Origin of the sequence: Oculatella sp. FACHB-28, assembly GCF_014696015.1 — a bacterium.
Classification (GTDB): Bacteria; Cyanobacteriota; Cyanobacteriia; order Elainellales; family Elainellaceae; genus JAAUTN01.
The window spans coordinates 1-23,751 of sequence record NZ_JACJPJ010000068.1; the positions used below are offsets into that span (position 1 = coordinate 1).

Sequence of the window (23,751 nt, forward strand, 5' to 3'; positions counted from 1 at the left end):
TTTGCAGGACGTTATCGCAACCGCAGAAAACGGTTTGGCTTGCGCTTGAACCTGATTGCTGGCTTACTCAACTATGAATTGGCACATGCCTCTTGATTCATGCAGGAAGTCTAGTAGCGAGTGTCCTTGTAAGGGCGTAGCATTCGAGCAAAGGCTTTCAGTTTGTTTTGAGGTCTATCTGCCGAAGCCACGCCCCTACCCGTGTTGGGAAACAGATTTGTTTATTTGCTCGTTTCCAATCTCCAGCTTGAAATATTGGTTTGGAAGCTCTAGCTTCTCTGTTGGTAGTTGAAGAATTTGGAGCTTCTCTGAAGCGATTCCCAAGCCGGAGTGAGACGTGATCGGCGATCGCCTCATAGGAGGCAGGGCCTCTGGAGCTGCATGATAAGGCGAAGCCTCGTAACGAGAATTTTATCTACTCAAGTTCCTGTTCTGCTGCTCTAACTTCATCTTCTAACGCTTGAATTGCTAACAGCAGTTCCTCTTCCTGGATTTCAAATTCCTCCTCAGGAATTTCGCCCATGTCGAATGCGAGTTGGAGTGCCAGCAACTGTTTGCTCAAGTTTTCCTTGTCGTCTAGGGCTGCGTTTGCCTGCTCTAGAACTTTATTGCCGACCCAGGCGATGCCACTGATGGGAGCTGTAATCGGTGTCAGGAGAAGATCAAGAAACATGGATTGCCTCAATTAAGTTGGACAAAGTTAAACGGAGCGGTGAAGCTGTTGTAGCGGATGCGGAGCCGCTCATCAAACTGCTGATCGAGTGCCTCAACCTGCTGGCTAAAGTAGGTTTCCTCATCCCAAGGGATCAGGTAAGCGGCGTTATAAATCATTGCGTCGGTCATTGCATCGTTTTCTACAACATCGATCGCCAATGGATTGAGGGTTCCCTGGAAAACCTCGATGATGCTCTGTTTGCGGTTTGCCATCGCCTGCTCGATCGCCTGCCCGATTTGCACGACCTGATCCATGCTGAGGGATTTTCCTTCGAGGCGATTGCGCTCCGCCAGCAAACCTTGATCTTCCTGAAGCAATGCTTCCAATTCAGCACTTGCATCCCAAAATACCTTTACGCCGACTTCGCGCCGTCCGTTCAGCTTGTTAAACAGTTCGCCTAAACCCTGACCCTGTGGCACAATAAGCTGCTGATTGACCGTTTCCCAGTTTTCAATAATCAGCCCAAACTGTAGCGGCAACAGGGTTCGATATCCCTTCTCCATTGCCTGCTCCAGCACTTTCTCATGTCCTAACAGGTTGCGACGGCTGGCTAAATACCTTTCTTGCTGAGCTTCTGAATACAAGAAGACGAACTCGTCAATTGCATGAGCCTGTACAGGCTGACGGTCTAACCCCTCTAGATGCAAATTTGTTGGTCCTGGAGCGGGGAAAATGCCGTAGAGATATAAACCGTTTCCCATAGTGAAAACTCCTTTAAACAGACGAAGCTGCGCTGGCTTACTAAATTGGCTTGGAGGTCAGCACTAACTGCAATTTGGCGTGGATCAGGTTGAGTTGAGCCAGTCCTAAGTCAACTTCTCCTTCCACCACCACTCCTGTGTTGAGCAGTCGGTCTAACAGTTCCAGAATGGATGGGTTCGCTGAAGCCTCACCTGGATAGTACCCATTTGACTTGGGAAGTAACGTCCCGATCTCGCCTAAATCAATATTTAGATCTGCTGGGTCAATTTCAAAAATTTCGCAAAGCTGGACGACTTGTTCCTCTAGCTTTCGCAGGCTGTCTGCGGCTCGTTCTAAATCTTCGTCGCTCAGTTCTTTTGCTTCCATGCGGCGGATTACCTGAGCTTCCATGAGTTGCCGCACTAGCTCAACCACCGTCAGTAGCAAGGGAGCCAAACCCGAGTTGGCTCCACTTTGCTCAGGAAGGGAGCTTTCAGGTGTGAGTTGAATTGGAGAATCAGAAGAAGCCATGACGTAAGCTTAACGCTGGCGGGTTGGCACTTGCTGAGATTTGTGTTGCCCCTGCTGGTTACGCCATTGGCGAAGGGACTCCTGATCAAACATTTCGGATTGTGCAGTAGCAATTCGTCCTTGCTCAGAAAGGAGGTGCGCTCGCCCCAAAGACCGACAAGCCCGAAAGCTAGGAATCGTTCGACTAGTGGCGATCTGCTTCATGGTTCTAAGCGTAATCATCTTTTCAGTCCTTAACTTGCTAGGTTCTCAGGCTAAGTTTTCAGCCGCCTTTAGCGATCGCAATTCTGTTTCCAGGCTCTCAATTCTTGCCTGAAGTTGTTGGTTTGCTTCAAGCAATTGGCGCGACTGCCCGCTCAGATAAGGGTCATTTTCCCACCAGTTGATTCCCATTTCTTTGGCTTTGTCTACCGATGAGATCAGCAGGCGAATGCGAATGCTCAATAGTTCTGTAGACCCTACCGAGACAGAAATATCCCCGGCAATTACAATGCCTTTATCGAGAACCCGTTCGAGGACATCCGCCAGAGTGGAACCTGAAGTAGACGTGCCAATTGCCCGATTGCCGCTATTTCCACCAGCTATAGGACGAGCTTGAGTTACAGTCATACTTCATCCTCGCTGGTAATGTGGATTTGGTAGGCAGAGATTGTTTCAGCAATGCTGGAATTAAACTGAATTCCCTGTTCGGTTAGCGATCGCAGTGCCGTCACGACTTGGTAGCGATTAATTCCTAGAGCTGCCTCAATTTGGGCAATTCGAGCGTCCTGAAATTCCTGCAGATACTCATAAACTTCCCACTCAAACGGGACGCTTGACTCTGTGTTAGTGAAAGTCGAAAGTTCGTCAATTTCTAGATTTGACTCATCCTGCTTATTGCTGTTTGGCGAAGCGGACTGTTTTGTCAATTCACCTGACAGCACCTCAACTTCTGAATGTGCCTGAGACTGAGGGCTAAAGATCAGAGTTTCAGGCTGTGACAGATCGCAATCTTCTAACAGGTCAGCGGGGTCGAGCTCAAGGGAAATTAGTTCGTTGAACAGTTCCCAGAGCAATTGAGTAGATTCAGCTAGCGATCGCCCTGTGCGAGAGAGCAAAACGTCGTGACAAATGTCGCGGAATTCGGGGTTTTCGGGCATCACCAGGATCTCGTGCTCATGGCAGACCTTGCCTACCATCAGGCAAGACCGCAAGCCTGAAGTTTTCTCTGCTCCAGTCTTAATCCGAAATGCTTTAACTAGGCTGACGATGATTGCAGCGCTTTCTCGATCGATGCCAGTTTTCTGTACCACAATTTCCTGTTGGGTCAGTTCGTCCGGCTCTGGCATGTTGATTGTTACCAGGCGATCGAGCAAGGCATCCTGCGTTTCATGAACACCACAATACTCTTCTGGATTTGAGGTGAAGATGGCACGAAAATGAGGATTAACTCGAATGTATTCGTTGCGATTACCGCTAGGAGGCAGCACCAGCAGCTTTTCTTCTAGTGCCGATAGCAGCACGTTGTTGACTTCCGGGCGAGAGCGGTTGAACTCGTCATAGACCAGGGTGAATCCTTCTCGGCAGGCAAGAGTTAGGCGAGAGTCAACCCAGTTTTGCCGCAGTTCGTCCTCAACTTTGACGACACTGTGAATGTAGTTATCGACTACTTTTTTGCGGGTGTAGCCAGTTTGGTTGCCAATCAGGTCGGAGGTCTTGAACTCGTCGTCGCCAAAAATCAGCATGATGGGACGAGTGAGCAAATCTGCCAGGTGAAGTGCCAGGGTGGTTTTGCCAGTCCCAGCGGGACCACGCAGGTGGACAGAGAAGCCGGACTGAAGGTAGCGTAAAGCTCTCGTTGCCACTCGCTCGACTGAGGGAGTGCTGACAAAGCGACGGGGGCGGGCTTGGAGAACGGTGGTCACAGGCTTGCTTCCTCTTGAATCAGGTAGACGCGATCGCGCTGGGTTACTAATCCTTTCTTAATCAAGGAGCGGAGTGCATCCACGGCTTGAAAGCGATTGATGCCTAATGCGGTTTCAAGCTCGGTGAGGCGTGCCCCTTGCACCTGGTAAATGTGATAGTAGATTTCTTCTTCTAGCTGCACTGGGTCTTTTTGCAGCGAATTCAACGCTTGAGGAACTGATGTGACCTGAATGGGTTGAGGTCGAACTGGTGCAGTGGGTAAGGCTGGAGTAAGGGCGATCGCCACTGAATCTGCAACAGGTGAAACGCTATTTAATGCAGCAGAACCCGGTTCGGAACTGGCGCTAGAGCTACCATTTCCCCAGATCATTGTTCGCAAACTGGTGCAGTAGTCACACAATTCGGCTCGCAGTGCGGTCATTTCGGCAAGTCGTTTAGCCCGATTTTGCTCAAGTTCTTGCTGTAGCTGATTTGCCCGGTCTTGGCGCATCAATTCCAGTTCAGAAAGGTAGGTCTGAACTTCTGAATGGAGCGATTCCATAAAGGCGGCTAAGTCTTGAGCTAACTGTATCTGGACTTGCGCCCGTCGCTGCTGATTTGTTTCCAGCAACAGTTGAACTTCTGCCTGAATGGCTTGAACTTTAATCTTTAACTCTTGCCGCAAAGAAGCCACAGATTGATTCAAATCGATGTGAAAGTTGTATAGCTCCTGAGCCAATTCTTGAGCCTGAACTTGTCGGCGATCGCTGAGATGACCCAGAAAAACTTGAGTTTCTTGCTGCAAGCCAAGCTGAAATAGGCTCAGATCATCTCGCAGTTGGGCGGCACTTTGTTGGCGCTGTTGTTGAAATGCGCCTAGGGTCTCACGCACCTGCTGCTGACGTTGGGCTATTTCTTGCTGACGCTGTTGGCGTTGTTCTTGCCATAAATCTTTGAGCGCAATCACAAAAATCTCCTCCTGCGAGGCTAGGAATTAATGGTTAATGGGTTTGATTGATTTAATCGATTAAGAGAATTTCAGTTAAATCTATTTGACCCAATGGAAAGAGGGGAGCCGGAGTAGCTCCCCAATTTTGGGGATTTCCTAGGAAGCGGGAACGGCAGCTTGAGTGGTCAAACCGACTGCTTCGGCATACTTCAAGTAGGTTTCTACGGAAGCGATCACGACGCGAGCTTCAATAGCTAGCAGTTCGATTCCAACAAGGGAAACGCGAACCCATGCGTCAACAACGATGCCTTTGTCGAGGATGCGATCAACGACTTCAGCCAAGCTAGAGGAGGAGTTTACTTTTTCAACAGCCATGTTTAGTTACCTACGAAATTCGTTGTGTTAGTAGAATCCGAAAATGCCCGACTTTCTGATACATAGACAGGCATTTCTCTAGAGCTGAGAGCGATCGCCCGGAAGCAAGTTGGCTCGGCGAAGACATCTAAACTCTGGAGATGTTCATAACATTCCCGATATTTCTGATCGATCAACAACGAGTTGTAAAAACAACAAGTCGATTGGTAACACCACTTAAAAATTTGTAAATCAGCTCACGGTTAATACAGCCTGATAGAAGTTAGGCCGTCTTAAAAAAGCGAATAATTTCGCGCACATGTTCTAGAAATTGACCGTCGGTGCTGAGTTGAGCGATCGCCCCCTTTGCTTCTCTCATGATTCGCTCGTGCTCTGCTTGGTTGGTTGCCTGTAGTTCTCGTAGTTGAGCATCTAGGCGAATGCACTGCTGGCGGGTGGCTTCTAAATCTCGCTGCTGGGTCGATACCCAGGAGGTTGATTCGTTAGGACTAAGCTGTTCTTCCAGGCGTTTGATAGTTTCTTCAAGCGTGAAGACGCGATCGCGCAGTTCTAGCACGTCCTCGCGGGGATACTTTATCTGCTGGCGAATCATTGTCAGCCGCATTGCTAAATACTGGTAAGTTCTAGCTGCTGGACGCAGCACTATGAGCAACAATGCTGCCCCAGAACCGATGTAGCCGATCGCACTAATACCATTGGCAGCTAGGGTGTAGAGTCCAACCGCAGAAATCAGGTGAAGGGCGATCGCTACCCAGAGCGAAGCTTGAGCTACTTTTGTAGCATATTCAACTTGCTTGGCGTTTACCTCAATTCCTTTTTCTTCAGATTGGTCTGCCTCAGCTAACACTTCCTTTGCGTCGAAGTGGACGTTCCAGGGCACTGTCACAATTACCAATAGCCATTCAAAGACAGCAATGCCAATAATCCAGTCGAGGAAGCTGCCTGTTGGAATGTGCAGCCATTGCAGCAGTCCAAATACCAGCAGCACCAATAGAGCAAATCCAAAGTTGAGTGCGATCGCCACAATTCTACTAACCTCTACTGCCAAAACGGTTGTTCCTCATTTTGAGCAGAGCAGGTCGCTATGGTTGAGAAGCGTGTGATGGTTTTGATAGATCCACAGCGATCGCTAAAACCAAAGACTTGATTAGAACTTCATCCCATCTTTATCGAAATTTCTAATCTCCAATTTTCCTGGGAGTGAAAGAATATTTTTGAATTCCTGTTTGCCTTTCCTGTATTTTTGATCTAGCTGAAAGGGATACACTACAACCGTTTGAAAGCTTCCAAAGAAGCTAGATAAGCAGCATCTCGTAGCCCTAAATTTGATAGGAATCAAGGTCTTTGGAGCAAAAGTTAGCACATTCCCTGAGTTAGATCACGACATTTCCAGCACATATACGGAGTCTTTGCTGAACAGACGTAGTAGGATCTACGTAGTAAGCAGAATAGGTAAATAGTAAAGTTATTTTCAATAGCATGACTGACTGATTGAAGGGCGCATCTCTCCGGTAACGTAAAACGCAAGAGAGTAGTAGATAGGGTGGGTTGTCTTTGGTAGATCGCTGGCTCCACCTCTGCTGACTGAAACGAATCGTTTCTAACCCTTCACTTTATAAAATGCTGTGTACTTAGGCAGTTCTTTATTTAAACCAACCCCAAAACGCAATCGCTTTAAGTTTAAGCAAGCGACTCAGCGCACGCACCTACCGCTGGTGATTGCAATGACGCTATTGAGTGCAGCAGGTACGATGTTCTCTGTTTCATCTGCAATTTTGTTGCACGGCTTCGAACGCGTAGAAGCTCAGGCAATGCATCAAAACCTGGAGCGAGCTTTAGATGCGCTGAAGCAGGATTTTGAAATCCTTGGTACTACTGTACGAGACTACGCGGTTTGGGATGATACCTACGCGTTCATCACTAATAGAGATTCAGATTATGTCAAGCTAAATCTCAATCAAGCGATGTGGGAAAGCTTTAACCTTCATCTCATTTTGATGGCGCGTCCTTCGGAGCAAGTTGTCTTCAGCCAAAGGCGTGATCCAATTAGCTCTGACATCACTTCTGTTTCTCAGGCTGTGCAAGATGCCGTTGTAGACAGCGGCATTCTTCATCATGCTGATGGCAAACCACATTCTGGCATTGTGCTGTTGCCAGATGGTCCAATGCTGATAGCGGCCCATTCGGTGCTGACTAGCAATCTGGAAGGACCAAGTCGCGGCACTCTGGTGATGGGGCGCTACTTAGATGCGGCTGAGGTATCACGTTTGTCTGAGCTGACACGCGTTTCGCTCGACCTGCGTCAGATCGCTGGATCACTACCCCCTGATTTTGAGGCTGCTCGTACCGCTTTATTCAATGGGCAATCCAACTGGATACAGCCTTTAGACTCCGATGCGATCGCAGGTTACGTTCTAATCGAAGACATCCAGGAGCAGCCCACCTTGCTGCTGCGGGCAGATATGCCCAGAGTTATTTATCAACAGGGGGCGCTGAGCTTGCGCTATTTAGGATTGTCGCTGCTCAGTTTGGGGACGCTGTTTGGGCTGGTAATCTGGCTGCTGTGGCGTAGACTGACCGCTAATATTATTGAGCGCGATCGCATAGAGCAAGCGCTGCTTCAAGAAGAGCGGTTTCGCAAGGTGTTTGAAGATGCGCCGATTGGGATGGCGATCGCTAACATCAGCAGCGGTCAAATCATGAAAGTTAACCATGCGTTGTGTGAAATGCTGGGCTACACCAGTGCCGAGCTAGAAGCAAAGACAGTGCAGGAAATCACCCACTCGGATGACTGGAACCAGAACTGCCACCTGTTTGAACAACTGATAGCGGGAGCGATCGCCAATTACCAAACTGAGAAGCGCTACCTCAAGCAAAATCAGGAAACCCTCTGGGTAAATCTCACCGCAACGCTCATCCACAGCCCTCAGGGAAATGGGTGCTACATCCTGGGAATGTTTGAGAATGTCACCGAACGCAAGCAAACGGAAGCGATTTTGCGTCAGTCTGAAGCAAAATACCGCAACCAAGCTGAACAACTAAAAAGCACCTTGGCTGAACTGCAGCAGACTCAGGCACAGCTTGTGCAGAGCGAAAAGATATCTAGCCTGAGCCAGCTTGTGGCTGGAATTGCCCACGAAATCAACAATCCTGTTAACTTCATCTCTGGCAATTTGACTCATGCTGATAGCCACATCCAGGACTTGCTGAATCTGATTCGGCTTTACCAAAAACACTATCCTCAACCGTCAGCCGAAATCTTGGCAAAGACGGAGTCCGCCGACCTGGATTTTTTGTTGGAAGACCTGCCAAAGCTGTTCTCGTCGATGAAAGTTGGCTCGGAACGAATTCACCAGTTGATCTTGTCACTTTGCAATTTCTCCCGTCTGAATGAGGCAGACCTCAAGGCGGTCAACATTCACGAAGGCATCGAGAGTACGCTGATGCTGTTGGAAAACCGGCTCCAATCTAATGATCTGCATCCAGCGATTCAGGTTGTCAAAGATTATGGCGACCTGCCGCTAGTAGAGTGCTATGCCAAGCAGCTCAATCAGGTCTTTATGAACATCCTGCTGAATGCAATCGAAGCGCTAGAACGAAAATGGAATGTTTCAGAAGAATGGCATCTGAGGGAAGGTCAGCTAGGGGAATGGCAGTCTCCTAAGATTTGGATTCAAACCTTACTGAAAGGCGATCACGCAATTGTGCAAATTTCAGACAACGGAACGGGTTTTTCAGAGCAGGTTAAAGCGCGACTGTTTGATCCGTTTTTTACCACCAAGGCGATCGGTGAAGGTACAGGACTGGGACTATCGGTAGGCTATCAAGTTATTGTCGGTAATCATCAGGGGCAGTTGCAGTGCCGCTCTACTCCTGGTCAGGGGGCTGAATTCACGATTCAGATTCCTCTGCAAAGGCAGTTGCCTCAGTGCCGTACCAGCCTCTTAAGTCGTTATAAGTAACGCTGGGTCAAGCTCGCGCGGGTAGAGTAGCCAGGTTCTTTGCCAGGGCTGAATCAGTGTTTTCACTAAGGGTGACTGATCGCTGATTTCTTGCAATCCGGTTTCTGTTGCTAGCTTAATGCCACGTTGATAAAGCGTATAGCCGTGACTCAGAGCCGTGCGAAGCCCTGCATAGTACTGGGGTTGAGAAAGGGGTGGAATGCTTGTCTTTGCTAGCCAATTCTGCACCCGTTGCAACAGTTGAGTCTGCTGTGCGATTCCCAAATGCGTGATATCCAAAGTTTTTAGTAAATCCCGATCTAAGAAGCGGCGGCACAAGTCTGCCAAAACTGGATCTGCATGGCCCTGCCAGCGATGCAGATGATAGGCAAACACACCATCATCAGCATCTAGATACTGCGTCAGGGACAGTTGGTCGCAGTCCTCCTGAAGCCATGCCGTGACGACTTCATCTGCCTGTAAGTTACCCAGGTTTAGCTGTTCTCGTGCTCGTTTGAAGGCGTGTTCTAACACCCAGACCGCAGCAACGTTTTTGGGATGGTTGTAAACCTGAGCGTACATAAAGTAGCGCACAATCAGGTAATGCTCGATCGCCGCCATACCTTTCCGTGCAACCACAAGCTGCTGGCTCACGGGGTCGTAGCTCATTGCCATTAGGATGCGATCGAGGTCTAGCTTGCCATAGTTGGCTCCAGTAAAGTAGCTGTCGCGCATTAAATAATCCAGGCGATCGCAATCTAACTGGCTAGAAACCAACTGCCACACCAACGGCACGGGATGCTGTTTCTGGTAAACCTGCTGAAGCTGGTTCAATAAGTTAGGCTCAAACTCATCTAACAACTGCCTCACAGGAGCAGATTCTCGCAAGATGCGTCCTGTCCAGTACTCATGGTGACAGCCAAAGATATCTTCGCAGGTGTGGCTGAACGGCCCATGCCCTACGTCATGCAGTAGGGCTGCACAAAGTACGGTTGCTCGGTAAGGTTTGAGCAGCGGGTAGTGATGAGCAATGCGGTCAAAGGCGCGACGGGCGATCGCCATCACGCCTAAAGAGTGGGTAAACCGTGACCCTTCTGCCCCGTGAAAGGTGAGGCTGGCTGGACCAAGCTGCCGAATTCGGCGCAACCGTTGAAAGGCTGGAGTGTCGATCAGCCGAATCAGCAGCGCCTCAACTGGGTCACTTTGATCAAGGGCGATCGCCCCATGCAAGGGGTCGTGATAGGTTCGCCCTGCGTTAGGCTGCACCTGCAACCACCGTTTGCTGAGTCAACACATCTACCGCAGCCTGATACTGGCGATCGGCGACCGTACCGACCTGGTCACGAGTAATTGGGTCGAGGGAAACAACCAAATCCGGCACGATGCCTTGACGATTAATGTCATGGTGATTTGGAGTCTCATACTTGGCGATCGTCACTGCTAGCCCAGAACCATCCGATAGGTTAAACAGCGATTGAATCAGCCCTTTCCCAAAGGTTTTTTCTCCGACCAGCAAAGCCCGTCCGTTGTCCTGCAATGCACCTGCCAAGATCTCGCTGGCACTAGCAGTTCCCTGGTTGACTAGAACCACTAGCGGGTCATCGGTAATTGCCTGCCCAGTCGCGTCAAAACTGTCTTGAATCCCCTGGCGGTTGACTGTGTAGACAACTGTTCCCTGCTCCAACCAGAGTCGAGCAATTTCGATGCCTGCCTGCAACAGCCCACCCGGATTGTTGCGTAAATCCAGAACATAACCTTCTGCGCCTTCTGCTTCCAACTGGCTCACTGCATGGGCAAGTTCAGCCGTTGCATTGGCGTTGAATTGGTTCAGCCGAATGTAGCCGATCGCCTTTCCTTCTGATTGGGAACGCAACTCTGCATACACTGGGTTCAAACTGATGCGATCGCGCACTAGCTTTACCTCTATTGATTCAGATTCCGATCGCCCTACCTTCAGGGTGACCTCACTGCCAATCGGTCCCCGCATTCGCGCTGCTGCCTCGTCTAGCGTCAAAGTTGCAGTCGAGGAACCGTCAATTTCGAGGATGCGATCGCGGGGTTGAATTCCCGCTTGATCCGCCGGAGATCCTTCAATCGGTGCAATTACCCGCAGTTCCCCAGTTTCCCCATCTTGGGCAATTTGTAAGCCTACGCCCGTCAATTCTCCAGACGTATTGGTTTGCAAGCTGCGATATTGGTCAGGCTTAAGCAACCGAGTAAACGGGTCGTTCAAACTCGCTAGCATCTGCTGAATAGCAGTATAAGTTTGCTCCCGGTTCTCTAAAGGTTGCTTCAGCGCCCGCTGCCGTACAAACCACCAGTTTTGGTGGTTAAACGTGTCATCTACGTAGGCTCGGTCTACAATCCGCCAGACCTCACTGAGCAACTTCTGCTCTTCAGTAAAAGCATTTGCGACTGGAATCCAACTGCCCAACACTATCAAAACCGACAATGCTAAAAGCAGCCCGATTCGAAAAAACTGTTTTCTCATAAAGCAGATCTTAAACTTAGGTAAAGACTTGTTGCCACAAGCTGACTGAGTCAGCGCAAATCTCGAAACGTCTGATCCCTATCCTTAGGCCTCAGCTACGAAAGTTAAAGAGAACATAGTAGCAAGATAGTAGCAAGTCTGAACCTAAAATCGCCTAACCTCTGCCCAAGAGAAGGTTTCGACCGTGAAATCTACCCAACGGCTATGTTACATTTTCTATTGACAGCAACACATTTTTTGGAACTCTTGCTTCATGTTTACTAAGCAGGTAACCGACTCGAAAGCTTACCAGTGGTTTGAGGAGCGCCTGGAAATTCAGGCACTGGCTGATGACATCAGCAGCAAATACGTCCCTCCCCACGTTAATATCTTCTATTGCCTGGGTGGAATTACCCTGACCTGTTTCCTAATCCAGTTTGCGACTGGATTTGCAATGACCTTTTATTACCGTCCGACTGTAGCAGAGGCGTTCGAGTCAGTTCAGTATTTGATGACCGACGTTAGCTTTGGTTGGTTGATTCGCTCCATTCACCGCTGGTCTGCCAGCATGATGGTGCTGATGATGATCCTGCACACCTTCCGGGTTTATCTGACGGGTGGTTTCAAGAAACCCCGTGAGTTGACTTGGGTAACCGGCGTTATTCTCGCTGTAATCACTGTCTCCTTCGGTGTAACCGGCTACTCCCTGCCCTGGGATCAAATTGGGTACTGGGCAGTCAAAATCGTCTCTGGTGTTCCCGAAGCGATTCCTGTTGTAGGTACATTGATTGCTGATATGTTACGGGGTGGCTCCAGTGTGGGACAAGCAACGCTAACCCGCTACTACAGCGCTCACACCTTTGTTTTACCCTGGCTGATTGCAGTCTTCATGCTGTTGCACTTCTTGATGATCCGCAAGCAGGGTATTTCTGGCCCCTTGTAGGTTTCAGACCTCACAAGGTTGGCAAATTGTATCCTTGGGTGGCAGATGTTGATTCTCTGATTTCGGTAAACTAGGCTGTAATTGTTGAACGGCACTGCTTAACCTTTCTTTACTTCCTGTCTCAGACCCAAAGGAGAACACCATAGGCTATGGCAACTGTTAAAAAGCCGGATCTTAGCGATCCCGCATTGCGCGAAAAACTCAAGAAGGGCATGGGTCACAACTATTATGGTGAACCCGCTTGGCCAAACGACCTGCTCTACATCTTCCCCGTTGTAATTCTGGGAACGATTGCTTGCTGCGTCGCCCTAGCTGTCCTGGACCCAGCCCTGACTGGAGAGCCTGCTAATCCCTTCGCAACTCCTCTGGAAATTCTGCCAGAGTGGTATCTCTACCCCGTATTCCAGATTCTCCGTATTCTGCCTAACAAGCTGTTGGGTGTTGCGGCGATGGCATCTGTCCCATTGGGCATGATCCTTGTTCCTTTCGTTGAGAGTGTTAACAAGTTTCAGAATCCTTTCCGTCGTCCAATCGCGACCAGCGTGTTTCTGTTTGGTACGCTCGTCACGATTTGGCTGGGAGTGGGTGCAACTTTCCCAATTGACAAATCCCTAACTTGGGGCCTGTTCTAAGAGAAAGCTGGGCTTTCCAGATTTTCTGGTTCTAAAGTTGTTTAGAATGCTCTTTTACGCCTGTGTTGGTTTATTGGGATGTGGGTGCATCTCCAGTAGGGCAACGCAGGCGTTATGCGTTTTGAACCTGTAGCTTTTAACTGAAAGATGTGTTCTAACCTGTTGACTAAGACATCATTTTATTGCTAACAATGCGGCTAAGTAGGCAACTAATCAAAAAATTGGCTACTTAAGCTCAGTGGAATTTGAGTCCTGGCTGAGTGTGGGCATGTTGCAGCACGATCATTTAATCGTTAAGAGTGATTTGAGCGTCTTGACGCACATCCAGGAGTGGTTCGACCAGTTTTGTCTGCGATATGCTGCCAAGTCGTTTTGGCTCAAAGAGCAGCATTATCCGATGAATCTGGCTTTGACTGAAGGATTTACGAATGCGGTGCGTCACGCTCATCACGAGCTTCCTTCAGAAACGACAATTGAGATCGATTTGTGTCTCTGGAATGACCGGATGGAGATTCGCATTTGGGATCAGGGCAAGCCTTTCAACCCGGATGTTTTAGAAGAGCCTGAACCTGGTACTTTGCGGCAGGGGGGCTATGGCTGGTTTTTGCTCAGGCGGTTGGCTGATTATGTAGTTTATGAGCGATCGCCAGACAACAGAAATTGCTTATTAATCGTCAAACACGCAACCAAAGAACAAACTGTGCCTGACAAGGGCTAACCAGATATAACGGGCTGATAAAGCTTTAGCGATATTTTTCTTAGTTGGATACAAAGATTCGGTTAATCCAGTAGGTTTTGGGATTGAGTTTGAGGGGGAGTTTGCTACGATTTAGCAGCTACCAGCGATCGCTTCTGCTAAAGAGATTCACCCATCTAAATCATTGCTGGTCGTGCGGGCGGCGTGATGGAGATAAAGTGAACGCATGTCGAAGACAGCTCTAATCACAGGAATCACGGGTCAAGATGGTTATTACTTGAGCCGTTTGCTTTTAAAGCACGGCTATCGTGTAGTGGGGCTAACTCCTCCGCAGCGGCAAAGTAATCTAGCTAAGTTGGGCGACCTGGCAGGGCAGGTAGAAGTGTACTCTGTTGCTTTAACTGACAGTGCAGCTCTCCTGGAAGCTGTCGAGCAGCTTCGACCCGACGAGATTTACAATTTAGCGGCTCCTAGCTTTGTCCCTGCTTCCTGGTCTGATCCGTTAGGGACGCTGGACTTGGTCACAGGCACTGCAACTCGCCTGCTGTCAGCCGTGCGACAGGTTGGCTTAGCTACGCGGTTTTACCAGGCAAGCAGTTCAGAGATGTTTGGGCAGGTTGATCAGTCGCCCCAGGACGAAAACACGCCCTTCCGTCCGATGAACCCCTATGCGGCAGCAAAGGTACACGCCCATTGGACAATGGTGCATCATCGCCAGCGATATGGTTTGTTTGCCTGTAGCGGCATTTTGTATAACCATGAGTCTCCGCTCCGTCCTCCCAATTTTGTTACGCGCAAAGTTGCTCTAGCTGTCGCATCAATCAAGTTGGGTTTAAGCGATCGCCTGGAGATGGGTAACCTACAAGCTAAGCGTGACTGGGGCTATGCCGGAGATCACGTTGAGGCAATGTGGCGGATGCTGCAAGCCAAAACACCCGAAGACTATGTGATTGGTACAGGGCAACTGCATAGCGTCGAGCAACTTGTGGCGGCGGCTTTTGCTTGTGTAGACCTAAATTGGGCAGAATATGTCAACGTCGATCCGAAGCTGATTCGTACCGACGAGCATTTTCACTTAGTCGCCAATCCTGCTAAAGCCAAACAGAACTTGAACTGGCAACCTCAAGTCAGCTTTGAGGCACTAATTCAAGAAATGGTTTTGAAGGATCTGGAGCGCCTGAAATCAGGTGCAGTTACTCCTGCTGCTCCCTAACCACTATAAGCAATTTGACGAACCCACCTGTGACTCAGCGCAACTCTCTCAAAGAACCCAGCCCTGCGATCGCTGCTGCTCCCTATCTGTTTATTTTTCTAGAAATTTTTGCGCGAGAGGGTGGCATTCAGTCTTACGTCAAGGATATCTTTCGCAGCTATTCAGAGCTAACTGACGTTCCTAAAGCTGACGTATTTCTCCTGCGAGATGGACAAGATTGCTCAAATCCTTTTGCTACGCGGTTTTTCAGGTTTAGATACCTGAGAACAAAGTCCCCGAGGTTAGGACGCATTCGGCTGGCGGTCGCCCTACTCGTTTATCTGGTGCAACACCGACCGCAGCGAGTATTTTGTGGTCACGTGAATCTAGCTCCGCTGGTGCAATGGCTGTGTCGTCCTTTGGGCATTCCCTACACGGTGCTGACCTACGGCAAAGAGGTATGGACAACCTTACCTAAGCGAGATCGTGAAGCACTGCACCATGCTGACCAGATTTGGACAATCAGTCGCTACAGCCGCGATCGCGCTTGCGAGGCAAACGGACTTAACCCAAACAAGGTGAAATTTTTACCTTGCGTTGTCAATGGGGATTACTTTACACCTGGAGCTAAATCTGAAGCGCTGCTAAAGCAGTATGATTTGGTCGATCACAAGGTGCTGATGACCGTAGCGCGGCTGTGGTCTGGAGACATTTACAAAGGTGTAGATGTGACGATTCGGGCACTGCCTGCGATCGCCCAGGTTTTTCCAGAAGTCAAGTACCTAGTGATTGGACGCGGCGATGACCAACCTCGATTGGCTCAGCTAGCGAAGGATCTGGGAGTTGAAGATCAAGTTGTTTTTGCCGGATTTGTGCCAACTGAAGCATTGGTGGAGCATTATCGGCTTGCAGATGCTTATGTGATGCCGTCACAAGAAGGCTTTGGCATTGTGTATCTGGAAGCGATGGCTTGCGGTGTACCTGTGCTGTCGGGTGATGCAGATGGCTCTGCTGATCCGCTCCAGGATGGCAAACTGGGCTGGCAGGTACCCCACCGAAATCCGGAGGCAGTTGCTCATGCCTGTATTGAAATGCTCAAAGGCTGCGAACAGGTGAATGGTGAGCTCTCCGATCGCCGTTGTGATGGCGCGTGGCTAAGGGAGCAGGCGATCGCCCTGTTTGGTCGAGATGCTTTGACTCACAAACTCCATCATCTCTTGCAGTCCAGCCTGTGAGGAGTTAGCTTGACTGACAAGATTCTTCCTGTCATTGGTCAGCCAGATATCCTATCCTGAAGGAAGGTCTGGAGAGCGTTTGATTCTTGTCGAGGTTGCCACCTTGGAACGGAGCAAATGCAAAATCTAGCTAGTCTGGCTGATTGAAGGAGATTACTGTGAACCAAAACAGCTACAGAAACCTACAGCTAAACCTATCTGGCTTTAGCTTTTGGCTCACTATATTTGCAGTTGTCTGGCTATTGGGTGCAATTGGGCTGGGCTGGCTAGTCAAATCTTTTGTGATCCTGATTGGGTTGCTTTTGATTACTCCGGCGATCGCTTTCTTGGGCTTCCGCTGGTGGTTGCAGCGCAATCTAGTTGAAGACAATTGCCCGGTGTGTAGTTACAGTTTCACTGCCATCAACGGAATGCAGTTGCGTTGTCCTAACTGCAGTGAACCTCTAAAGATGGAGAAGCGGCACTTTCACCGTCTTACCCCTCCTGGCACAGTTGACGTTGAGGCGGTAGAAGTTTCTGCTAAGCAAATCGAAGATTAAGCGATCCAACAGGCGAAGGCAAATCTTTTGAGCTTAGCGTAGTGGTTAAACTATAGCCATAAAAGCGAAACCCGTCTAAACGAGTTTCTCTAGTCACGAGTTCTGTTTAGCATCAGCAGTGCTAAACCTTTTGAACAATTTCCTGTATTGCCTGTTTCACCAAAGGGTACTGATATTTGAAGCCAGAAGACTGTGTTTGCTTGGGCAAAACCTTCTGACCTTCTAGTACTACAATGGCAGCGTCTCCCAGCAGAGCTTCTAGCGCAAAGTCAGGTACGGGTAGCCAGGAAGGACGATTTAGCACTTCCCCTAAGGTATTGCAAAGTTCAGACATGTGAACCGGGTTGGGTGCGGTGGCGTTGAATGTTCCCTCCATGTTTGGCTGAGTCAAAGCACTCAGAATGAGGTTCACCAAATCTTCCCGATGAATCCAGGAAACCCACTGGCGACCACTGCCAAGCGGACCGCCTGCAAAGAGTTGAAAGGGTGGCAGCATTTTGGCGATCGCTCCGCCCATTCCCAGCACAATGCCTGTGCGTAAAATGACTAGCCGTGTGCCACTCTCTTTCACTTTGCTCGCAGAAGCTTCCCAGGCTTGACAGACCTGCGCCAGGAAATCATCCGCTGCCGGGCTGCTCTCATCAAAGGTTGCTGTTTCGCTAGTGCCGTAGTAGCCGACTGCTGAGGAGTTGACCAGCACTGAGGGTTTAGGATTTGCTCGGGCGATCGCTTCTACAATTTTCTCGGTTCCGACCTTGCGGCTGTCGAGAATAATTTGCTTGCGCTGTGGTGTCCAGCGTCCTTCGGCGATCGGCTCTCCTGCCAGATTGACTACGCCATCACAACCCGAAATCACGGCTTGCCAATCGCCCGATTCTAAGGGTGCGTAAGCAAACACTTCCACATTTGGAAATGTTGCAGTGGGAAAGACTTGCTTGCCTCGCTCGAGACTGCGGGTCAGCACTACAACTGTGTGTCCTTCGGCGTTGAGTCGCTCTACCAATCGGGTGCCGACAAATCCGGTTGCACCCGTCACTGCTACTTTCATGAAACTTCCCCATAAACCATACCGTTTGCCTCTGCGTAGCGGTGCATAAAGCGCATAAACCGCTCCCAGTGGTCTTCTCGATCAATCTCAAACTTGCACTCTACCCGCTTCAAATCATCCCCTTCTGGTCCGCCAAAAATAAACTGTACAGAGGACGGTTCTATGTTAATTTCGCCTTCCTCATCGGTTAAGCGAACAGAGTTTGTGAACCTTTTGGTGTAGCTCCTGAACCTTTCCAGTGATTTCAGTTCTTGAAACACCAGCAGCACACTGCGAATGCCAGAAGTGCGGTTTTTTCGGAGACTGACATCGCTAAGTGTTTCAGGAACGCCTTCAAAAAACTGGATAGAGGGAGTTTGGGCAGACATAAAATTAAACAAAGCTTAAGAATCAGTATAACGGAGGCTGAGAGGGAATAACTCTGGATTGAGAATGACCCGCATCACGCTAAATCCATTAAAGTGAAAAACAGCAATCTTTTCTTGTTCTAACGCTTCAGCTTTTGGTGAGTTCAACTTCCTGGTTAGAATCTGCGCCAGCCCTCTGGCTGCAACTACTGATCGTCGCAGTCTGGTTAGGGGTTGTTTTGCTGTCGGCAGAAGCCCTAAATCGCTCAAGATGGGCAGAGCCAGAGTCCGTCCGAAAGGTCATTCACATCGGCACGGGTAATGTTATTCTGCTGGCTTGGTGGCTCCAAATTCCAGCGTGGGTAGGAATTGCTGCGTCGATATTGTTCAGTGCAGTGACGCTCCTCTCCTACCGAGTTTCTCTGCTGCCCAGCCTTAACAGCGTTGGGCGTAAAAGTTTGGGAACGTTCTTCTATGCAGTTAGCATTGGCGTTCTGATTGCCGTTTTTTGGCAGCAGCAACCCCAGTATGCAGTGATAGGCATTCTGGTCATGACCTGGGGAGATGGACTGGCAGCGCTGGTGGGGCAACGCTGGGGACAGCATCGCTACAAGCTGTGGGGAATTGAAAAAAGCTGGGAGGGGTCGCTGACGATGGCGATCGCCAGCTATCTCGTCACTAGCCTAATTTTGCTCAGTGTTCAAGGAAATGTCTGGCAAATCTGGCTAATCGCAGGGGCGATCGCCCTTACCGCAACAGGCTTAGAAGCTTTCTCCAAATTTGGCATTGATAACCTGACTGTCCCCGTTGGCAGCGCCATTTTGGCATTTGCCTTGAGTCAAGCTCTCCCGGAGAACTTGCTCCTACTCTCCCATTAAAAGATTCAGGGGTGTATTCCTGAATCTTTTAGTACCTGATCTTTAACCAGGAAGAGAGTAAAACTACTGTCCTGGTGCATTCAGAACTAAGAGAATCGCCCACTGTAGCGCTCTTCGGCCCAGGGTTCACCTCGGCGATGGTAGCCATTTCGCTCCCAAAATCCCAGTTCTTCGTGATCAAGAAACTCTAAGCCATTGATCCACTTGGCGCTCTTCCAGGCATATAGGTGAGGCACCACCAGCCGCATCGGCCCGCCGTGGTCTGGGGGAAGTGGTTCACCGAAAAGCGTGTGAGCAAAGAAATTTTCTTCTCGCAGAAAATCGTCAAGGGCAATGTTGGTGGTGTATCCGCCGTAGCAGTGCTCCAGGATGTGGGCAGCTTTGGGGTCAACTTCTATATGTTTGATAAAATCTGTTACTTTTACTCCAGTCCACTGCACGTCTAGCTTTGACCAGGTGGTAACGCAGTGAAAGTCAGCCGTGAAGTCACTTTGAGGCATCTGCATGAAGTCTGACCAGCTAAATGTAACCGGTTTAGCTAGTCCCCAAACCTTAAACTGCCAATCTTCAGAATTGACGGTCGGGGTTTGGCCGTAGGTCAACACGGGAAACCCTTTGGTCAGGTGTTGTCCTGGAGGTACGCGATCTTGTAGCTCGGGACCTGGCTTTTGAAAAAATTTTCCCAGCATAGTGGTTTAGAGTAGCGGCATATAAGGATGGTAGGCAATCATTCCATCTTCTATCTAACTGTGTAGCAAAATTAGCCGCTGAAGTTACCCTCTGAAGAATTTGTCCAACTTTTATAGGACTTTCTTCTATGGGACTTTGATCTATTGAGCGATCGCTCGACTCACCGTACTTAATACCCAGTTCCTAAAAACCAAAAGGTTTGCCCTGTGCAGTGCGCGGGGCAAACCTTCTAGGTCGTTTTATGTGCAGCAGCTCTTTAAGCGGCAATAGCTTTATTGAACTGCCTTTGAGAGTTAAGCCAACAGCAATAATTGCCGTCGCTTATTCTTCCTCTTCTTCTTCTTTTTCGGGATAGACAAAGCTAGCAGAACGCCCAGTCAGGATTGACTTACCGAGCGAGAGAGCTTTTTGAGCTTGCAACGTTGCTTTGCGCTTCCAGGTCGCTTTGCGCTTGTCTCGCTTAGACTTGGACGTTTTCTTCTTAGGCTGAGCCATGACCGTGATTGCTGAAATTTTACAACCTTTCGATTATAGTCTGTTTTTCACGCTATTTCCCAACCCCTGAACGAGGTACCCCAATTGGTCCAGGATCGTAAACCTCGGGTACCCCAACGGGCCCGGGTGAAGGAACGCTTCCAGGAGTATCTACTTCAGTTTGAGGAGCTTCATTCGTAGTGTTTTGATCGCCAACGCTGGGATCTCCTATTTCAGGTTGCTGAATATCGTTTTGAGTTGGGGGAGCGGTGTCGCTGGTGTCTTCTCCAACGCTGGGATCTCCAAGAGCAGGCTGCCGGGGATCGCCTGTGTTGCTCCCAGATTGTCCTGCGGGTTGTTGATTGAGTGTGTTGCTGGGTTGAGTGCTTGGGGTGCCTGGAGCTTGCTGAGGCTCACCTGGAGTGATGTTGCCTGGAGGTGTCTGTGAAGAAGTTCCCGAAGTGGGTTGAGTCGTAGGACTAACCTGAGCATTAGGTGGAATGACAATCGTTGTCGCAGGAGTAGTTGCGGGAGTTTGAGCGGTTGGCTCGGGTGTTGTTGGGTTGTTGGGGTCTGCTGTGGGTTGGGTTGGTACCGCTGGGGTGGGCTGTGCAGCGGTAGCAGGAGCAAGGCTCTCGAAGCCTAGTAGGGTTCTGGCATCGCTGTAGTAGGTTGCCCATTGCTGAGGGTCTGGGCGACTACGCCAATTGTCGCGGTTGACTTCTAGGGACAGAAGGGGAGCTACTAAACCAGCACTTTCACCTAGAACCGTGACGGCTACACCACTCGTTGCGCTGCTTGCAAAGTTTTGCTGCGCAGTTGCTCTAGCAGCGGCTTCTGCCCGGTTGATCAGTGTTTCAAAACTTTCGTTAGGTTGGCGCTGGAGGGAGACGCTAACTTGATTGGTTTGAGCGTGGACAGCTTGGGGGGCGATCGCTTCCACTAGCAAGACTCCACTGGACAACCCTAAAACAGTTGCCATAACAGGGGCGATTGCCCTTCCTAAACCCAAGCAAAAGCAGGATTTAACTTGAACATTCCCTTGTATGGAAACAGACTTCAAGAATTCCACAGTAGATTCCTCCAAAGCTGAAAAGTCATGGCAAGCTCTCTCGAGACAGGTCTAATTTGGCGTTGCCATATATGCAGAAGATAACGATATGAGAATGCTCAGTCATGCTCCCTAAAGAAGATTCTTGACTTTAGTGAACTGCGAAAGTTTATATTCAGATCTAAGTCGAAATCAACCATCACTAACTTGAGGTGGCAACCAGACTCAGAGCAATAGTGAACGGCACGACTTCTAATCCTCTTCTGATTTTTTGGCTCAGACCTTGCCTCAAAATCAGGTAGATTTTTGCCGATAAACCACTTATTTGTGTTATCTTCTGGGCACCCTATTTAGTACTTATTTGGGGCATCTGTAATGACAAGTTACTGGGCGATCGCAATTGGCATCAATCAGTATAAGTTCTTCCAACCGCTAATTTATGCCCAGCGCGACGCACGGGCAATGCGCGACTTTTGGGTAGGTGAAGCAGGTTTTGCTCCTGATCAGTGTTTGATGCTGATTGACTCCGACGCGAAGGTGGAGCGGGGTGCAATTTATCCTAATCGAGAGAATATTCGCGACTACGTCACTCAACTGTGTCAGGAGCAATTGCCAGCAGGTGGCTTCCTCTGGTGCTTTTTCAGCGGCTACGGGATGCAGTTTGAAGGGCAAGACTATCTGATGCCGATTGATGGCGATCCGGAGCAGGTAGCTACTACAGGAATTGCCGTTGAGGAAGTGTTTAAGCTGCTAAAAGCAGCGCCAACTGACAAAATTTTGCTAACGCTAGACATGAATCGCAGCAAAAATGCTCTAGCGGGCGAAGGCATTGGTGAGCAAACTATTGCTTTGGCAGACACTTACGGCATTGCAACGCTGTTGTCTTGTCAACCCGAGCAGACTTCCCATGAAACGCTGGCTCTGCGTCAAGGGCTATTCACGGCAGCGCTATTAGAAGGATTGCGCTATCGCGGCTGCATCACGCCTGACTCGCTGGCTCATTACTTGAGCGATCGCCTGCCTGCCCTAAGTGACTACCACTGGCGACCCAAACAGCAGCCCTTAGCCATCATTCCAGTTGAGCAAAGACATCAGCTGATTTTGCCGCAGCAGGCGATCGCCAAAGTTGGAGCAGATTACAGTCCTGATTTTGTAGCAAGTGATTTACCAACCACTTCGTCGATTAGCCCTTCTCAAAGCTTAATTATTTATCCAACACAGCCTTCTGTTGCAGATGATCTTGATCCGGTTTTGACACCCGAAACCCTCAACGGTAACGCTGAAACGCTCAATGGCAAAGGAACAAATAGCCCTGCTTCAGTTACCTCAGTCGATGTAGCCTATGAAGACGTTGAGTCTGAGTCAGACGATGTGTTTTGGCAAAGAGTGCGGCTGTGGGGCAGTGTGGCAGTGCTGTTGCTATTTTTGGGCGTCCTGCTGAGCAACTGGGCCGCCTTGCGAAATTCATTTTTCCCTGCTCCGGAGGTGGCTTCTGAAGATTCCGACGGATCTGACGGAATTGAAGCTGCCACTTCAAGTGTTAATTCCAGCCCTGCTGACCCAGAAACATCCTCTCCGCTAGCACCTGCTCCTTCCCCTGATGCTTCGTCAGAGGGAGCAAGCTCGTTTATGGCTGCGCCAGAGTCTTCTGATGCCGGAGCGTTACCGAACTCAGAACAACCCTCTCCTACCGCTGAAAATGGGGAAGGACAGTCTACACCCCCTGCAACGCTAGGCAATGCTCGTGCTGCTCTGCAAAATCAGCGCCAGGAAGAGGCGATCGCCCTGCTTGACCAGATCCCAACCGAACAGCGCACAGAAAACTACACTCAACTGCGAACTGAAGCAGAACAGGCACTAAACCAGGCACGCCAGCGAAATCAAGCGGTTTTGAACAATGCCAGAGCCGTGTTAAGCCGCTCTAGAGCGCTGAATGCAACTAATCAGGCTTCTGATTTTAGTCAGGCGATCATTATTGCCCGTCAGGTTCGACCCGGACAACCCTTGTATCAACAAGCCCAGCAGAGTATTGCAACTTGGAGCCAAGTCATTCTAGACCTGGCTGAAGGAAGAGCCGGACAAGGAAATTTGAATTCTGCGATCGCTGCTGCCCGTTTGGTTCCGTCTAGTAGCCCAGAAGTTTACTCAGCCGCGCAACAATCAATTGCCCGATGGCAGCAGCAGCAAGCCAACCAGGAAACTTTGCAGCAGGCACGAAGCTTAATTCGTCGAAACCAGGCTTCTTCTTACAATCGGGCGATTACCATTGCGCGTCAAATTCCCGCCAACCAGCCTTTGCATAGTGAGGCGCAGCAGTTGATCGGTGAATGGAGCCAAGCAATTCTCGATTTGGCTCGTTCTCGTGCAGATCGGGGTCGGTTAAACAGTGCGGTACAGACGGCTGTATTGGTTCCTGCTAATACGCCTGCTCATACTGCGGCTCAAGAGGCGATCGCTTCTTGGAGAAGTCAGCTTTGAT

At 49.6% G+C, this 23,751-nt stretch carries 25 protein-coding genes and 1 pseudogene; 10 read left to right on the forward strand and 16 right to left on the reverse strand.

The window, feature by feature from the left end; all coding sequences use genetic code 11:
• Positions 1–96 (forward strand): annotated as a pseudogene (locus H6F88_RS15255) (IS5/IS1182 family transposase); the annotation flags it as partial.
• Positions 97–415: 319 nt separating this feature from the next.
• On the opposite strand, the gene H6F88_RS15260 reads toward H6F88_RS15255, so the two are convergent.
• The 9 genes from H6F88_RS15260 to H6F88_RS15300 all read right to left on the reverse strand — a co-directional run bounded on the left by H6F88_RS15260 (position 416) and on the right by H6F88_RS15300 (position 6,183).
• Entirely contained in the window at positions 416–673 is a 258-nt protein-coding gene (locus H6F88_RS15260; RefSeq protein ID WP_190643613.1) for a gas vesicle protein GvpG, read from the reverse strand.
• Between the two features lie 8 nt (positions 674–681).
• Positions 682–1,416 (reverse strand): GvpL/GvpF family gas vesicle protein, encoded by a 735-nt coding sequence (locus tag H6F88_RS15265; RefSeq protein WP_190643614.1) that lies wholly within the window; start codon positions 1,414–1,416, stop codon positions 682–684.
• A 40-nt stretch (positions 1,417–1,456) separates the two neighbouring features.
• Positions 1,457–1,927 carry a gas vesicle protein K gene (locus H6F88_RS15270; protein WP_190643615.1) on the reverse strand — a complete coding sequence of 157 codons (471 nt, stop codon included), beginning with the start codon at positions 1,925–1,927 and terminating at the stop codon, positions 1,457–1,459.
• Between the two features lie 9 nt (positions 1,928–1,936).
• Positions 1,937–2,149: a hypothetical protein gene (locus tag H6F88_RS15275; protein WP_190643616.1), complete on the reverse strand. Its 213-nt coding sequence runs from the start codon at positions 2,147–2,149 to the stop codon at positions 1,937–1,939.
• 27 nt (positions 2,150–2,176) lie between these two features.
• Positions 2,177–2,536, reverse strand: coding sequence for a gas vesicle protein (locus H6F88_RS15280; protein WP_190643617.1), 360 nt, complete (start codon positions 2,534–2,536; stop codon positions 2,177–2,179).
• Positions 2,533–3,831 (reverse strand): gas vesicle protein GvpN, encoded by a 1,299-nt coding sequence (gene gvpN / locus H6F88_RS15285; protein ID WP_190643618.1) that lies wholly within the window; start codon positions 3,829–3,831, stop codon positions 2,533–2,535. The genes H6F88_RS15280 and gvpN overlap by 4 nt, the downstream gene beginning before the upstream one ends.
• Complete coding sequence (gene gvpC, locus H6F88_RS15290; protein WP_190643619.1) at positions 3,828–4,778, reverse strand: gas vesicle protein GvpC; 951 nt, start codon at positions 4,776–4,778, stop codon at positions 3,828–3,830. Before gvpC ends, gvpN begins: the two co-directional genes overlap by 4 nt.
• Before the next feature lie 138 nt (positions 4,779–4,916).
• On the reverse strand, positions 4,917–5,135 hold the full coding sequence (gene gvpA, locus H6F88_RS15295) for a gas vesicle structural protein GvpA (protein WP_190643620.1): 219 nt from the start codon (positions 5,133–5,135) through the stop codon (positions 4,917–4,919).
• A 262-nt stretch (positions 5,136–5,397) separates the two neighbouring features.
• Positions 5,398–6,183, reverse strand: a complete 786-nt coding sequence (locus H6F88_RS15300; protein ID WP_199333628.1) for a hypothetical protein — start codon at positions 6,181–6,183, stop codon at positions 5,398–5,400.
• Positions 6,184–6,760: 577 nt separating this feature from the next.
• Here H6F88_RS15300 and H6F88_RS15305 point away from each other — a divergent pair.
• Positions 6,761–9,097: a CHASE4 domain-containing protein gene (locus H6F88_RS15305; RefSeq protein WP_190643621.1), complete on the forward strand. Its 2,337-nt coding sequence runs from the start codon at positions 6,761–6,763 to the stop codon at positions 9,095–9,097.
• Here H6F88_RS15305 and H6F88_RS15310 read toward each other — a convergent pair.
• Both H6F88_RS15310 and ctpA read right to left on the reverse strand, forming a co-directional pair.
• Positions 9,080–10,342, reverse strand: coding sequence for an HD domain-containing protein (locus H6F88_RS15310; RefSeq protein WP_190643622.1), 1,263 nt, complete (start codon positions 10,340–10,342; stop codon positions 9,080–9,082). The two genes, H6F88_RS15305 and H6F88_RS15310, sit on opposite strands and share 18 nt — an antisense overlap.
• On the reverse strand, positions 10,332–11,567 hold the full coding sequence (gene ctpA / locus H6F88_RS15315) for a carboxyl-terminal processing protease CtpA (protein ID WP_190643623.1): 1,236 nt from the start codon (positions 11,565–11,567) through the stop codon (positions 10,332–10,334). The genes H6F88_RS15310 and ctpA overlap by 11 nt, the downstream gene beginning before the upstream one ends.
• A 253-nt stretch (positions 11,568–11,820) precedes the next feature.
• Between ctpA and petB the strand changes: the two genes are divergently transcribed.
• From petB to H6F88_RS15345, 6 genes are all read left to right on the forward strand, one after another.
• Positions 11,821–12,489: a cytochrome b6 gene (gene petB, locus H6F88_RS15320; protein WP_190643624.1), complete on the forward strand. Its 669-nt coding sequence runs from the start codon at positions 11,821–11,823 to the stop codon at positions 12,487–12,489.
• Between the two features lie 149 nt (positions 12,490–12,638).
• Positions 12,639–13,121, forward strand: coding sequence for a cytochrome b6-f complex subunit IV (petD, locus tag H6F88_RS15325; protein ID WP_190643625.1), 483 nt, complete (start codon positions 12,639–12,641; stop codon positions 13,119–13,121).
• A 268-nt stretch (positions 13,122–13,389) separates the two neighbouring features.
• Positions 13,390–13,839: an anti-sigma regulatory factor gene (locus H6F88_RS15330; RefSeq protein WP_190643649.1), complete on the forward strand. Its 450-nt coding sequence runs from the start codon at positions 13,390–13,392 to the stop codon at positions 13,837–13,839.
• A gap of 205 nt (positions 13,840–14,044) precedes the next feature.
• The gene (locus tag H6F88_RS15335; protein WP_190643626.1) at positions 14,045–15,031 is read left to right on the forward strand and encodes a GDP-mannose 4,6-dehydratase; all 987 of its coding nucleotides are present in this window, start codon (positions 14,045–14,047) and stop codon (positions 15,029–15,031) included.
• Positions 15,032–15,060: 29 nt separating this feature from the next.
• The gene (locus H6F88_RS15340; RefSeq protein WP_190643627.1) at positions 15,061–16,245 is read left to right on the forward strand and encodes a glycosyltransferase; all 1,185 of its coding nucleotides are present in this window, start codon (positions 15,061–15,063) and stop codon (positions 16,243–16,245) included.
• 158 nt (positions 16,246–16,403) lie between these two features.
• Positions 16,404–16,784: a hypothetical protein gene (locus H6F88_RS15345; protein WP_190643628.1), complete on the forward strand. Its 381-nt coding sequence runs from the start codon at positions 16,404–16,406 to the stop codon at positions 16,782–16,784.
• A gap of 121 nt (positions 16,785–16,905) precedes the next feature.
• On the opposite strand, the gene H6F88_RS15350 is transcribed toward H6F88_RS15345, so the two are convergent.
• On the reverse strand, positions 16,906–17,832 hold the full coding sequence (locus H6F88_RS15350; RefSeq protein WP_190643629.1) for a TIGR01777 family oxidoreductase: 927 nt from the start codon (positions 17,830–17,832) through the stop codon (positions 16,906–16,908).
• Positions 17,829–18,200 carry a photosystem II reaction center protein Psb28 gene (gene psb28 / locus H6F88_RS15355; RefSeq protein WP_190643630.1) on the reverse strand — a complete coding sequence of 124 codons (372 nt, stop codon included), beginning with the start codon at positions 18,198–18,200 and terminating at the stop codon, positions 17,829–17,831. The genes H6F88_RS15350 and psb28 overlap by 4 nt, the downstream gene beginning before the upstream one ends.
• 134 nt (positions 18,201–18,334) lie before the next feature.
• Between psb28 and H6F88_RS15360 the strand changes: the two genes are divergently transcribed.
• Positions 18,335–19,057 (forward strand): diacylglycerol/polyprenol kinase family protein, encoded by a 723-nt coding sequence (locus H6F88_RS15360; RefSeq protein WP_190643631.1) that lies wholly within the window; start codon positions 18,335–18,337, stop codon positions 19,055–19,057.
• A gap of 86 nt (positions 19,058–19,143) precedes the next feature.
• Here H6F88_RS15360 and H6F88_RS15365 read toward each other — a convergent pair whose 3' ends face one another.
• From H6F88_RS15365 to H6F88_RS15375, 3 genes are all read right to left on the reverse strand, one after another.
• Entirely contained in the window at positions 19,144–19,746 is a 603-nt protein-coding gene (locus H6F88_RS15365) for a sulfite oxidase-like oxidoreductase (protein ID WP_190643632.1), read from the reverse strand.
• 322 nt (positions 19,747–20,068) lie between these two features.
• Entirely contained in the window at positions 20,069–20,242 is a 174-nt protein-coding gene (locus tag H6F88_RS15370) for a 50S ribosomal protein L32 (RefSeq protein ID WP_190643633.1), read from the reverse strand.
• Positions 20,243–20,294: 52 nt separating this feature from the next.
• Positions 20,295–21,203, reverse strand: coding sequence for a hypothetical protein (locus H6F88_RS15375; RefSeq protein ID WP_190643634.1), 909 nt, complete (start codon positions 21,201–21,203; stop codon positions 20,295–20,297).
• 444 nt (positions 21,204–21,647) lie between these two features.
• On the opposite strand from H6F88_RS15375, the gene H6F88_RS15380 reads away from it, so the two are divergent.
• Positions 21,648–23,750 carry a caspase family protein gene (locus H6F88_RS15380; protein ID WP_190643635.1) on the forward strand — a complete coding sequence of 701 codons (2,103 nt, stop codon included), beginning with the start codon at positions 21,648–21,650 and terminating at the stop codon, positions 23,748–23,750.
• Position 23,751: the final 1 nt, after the last annotated feature.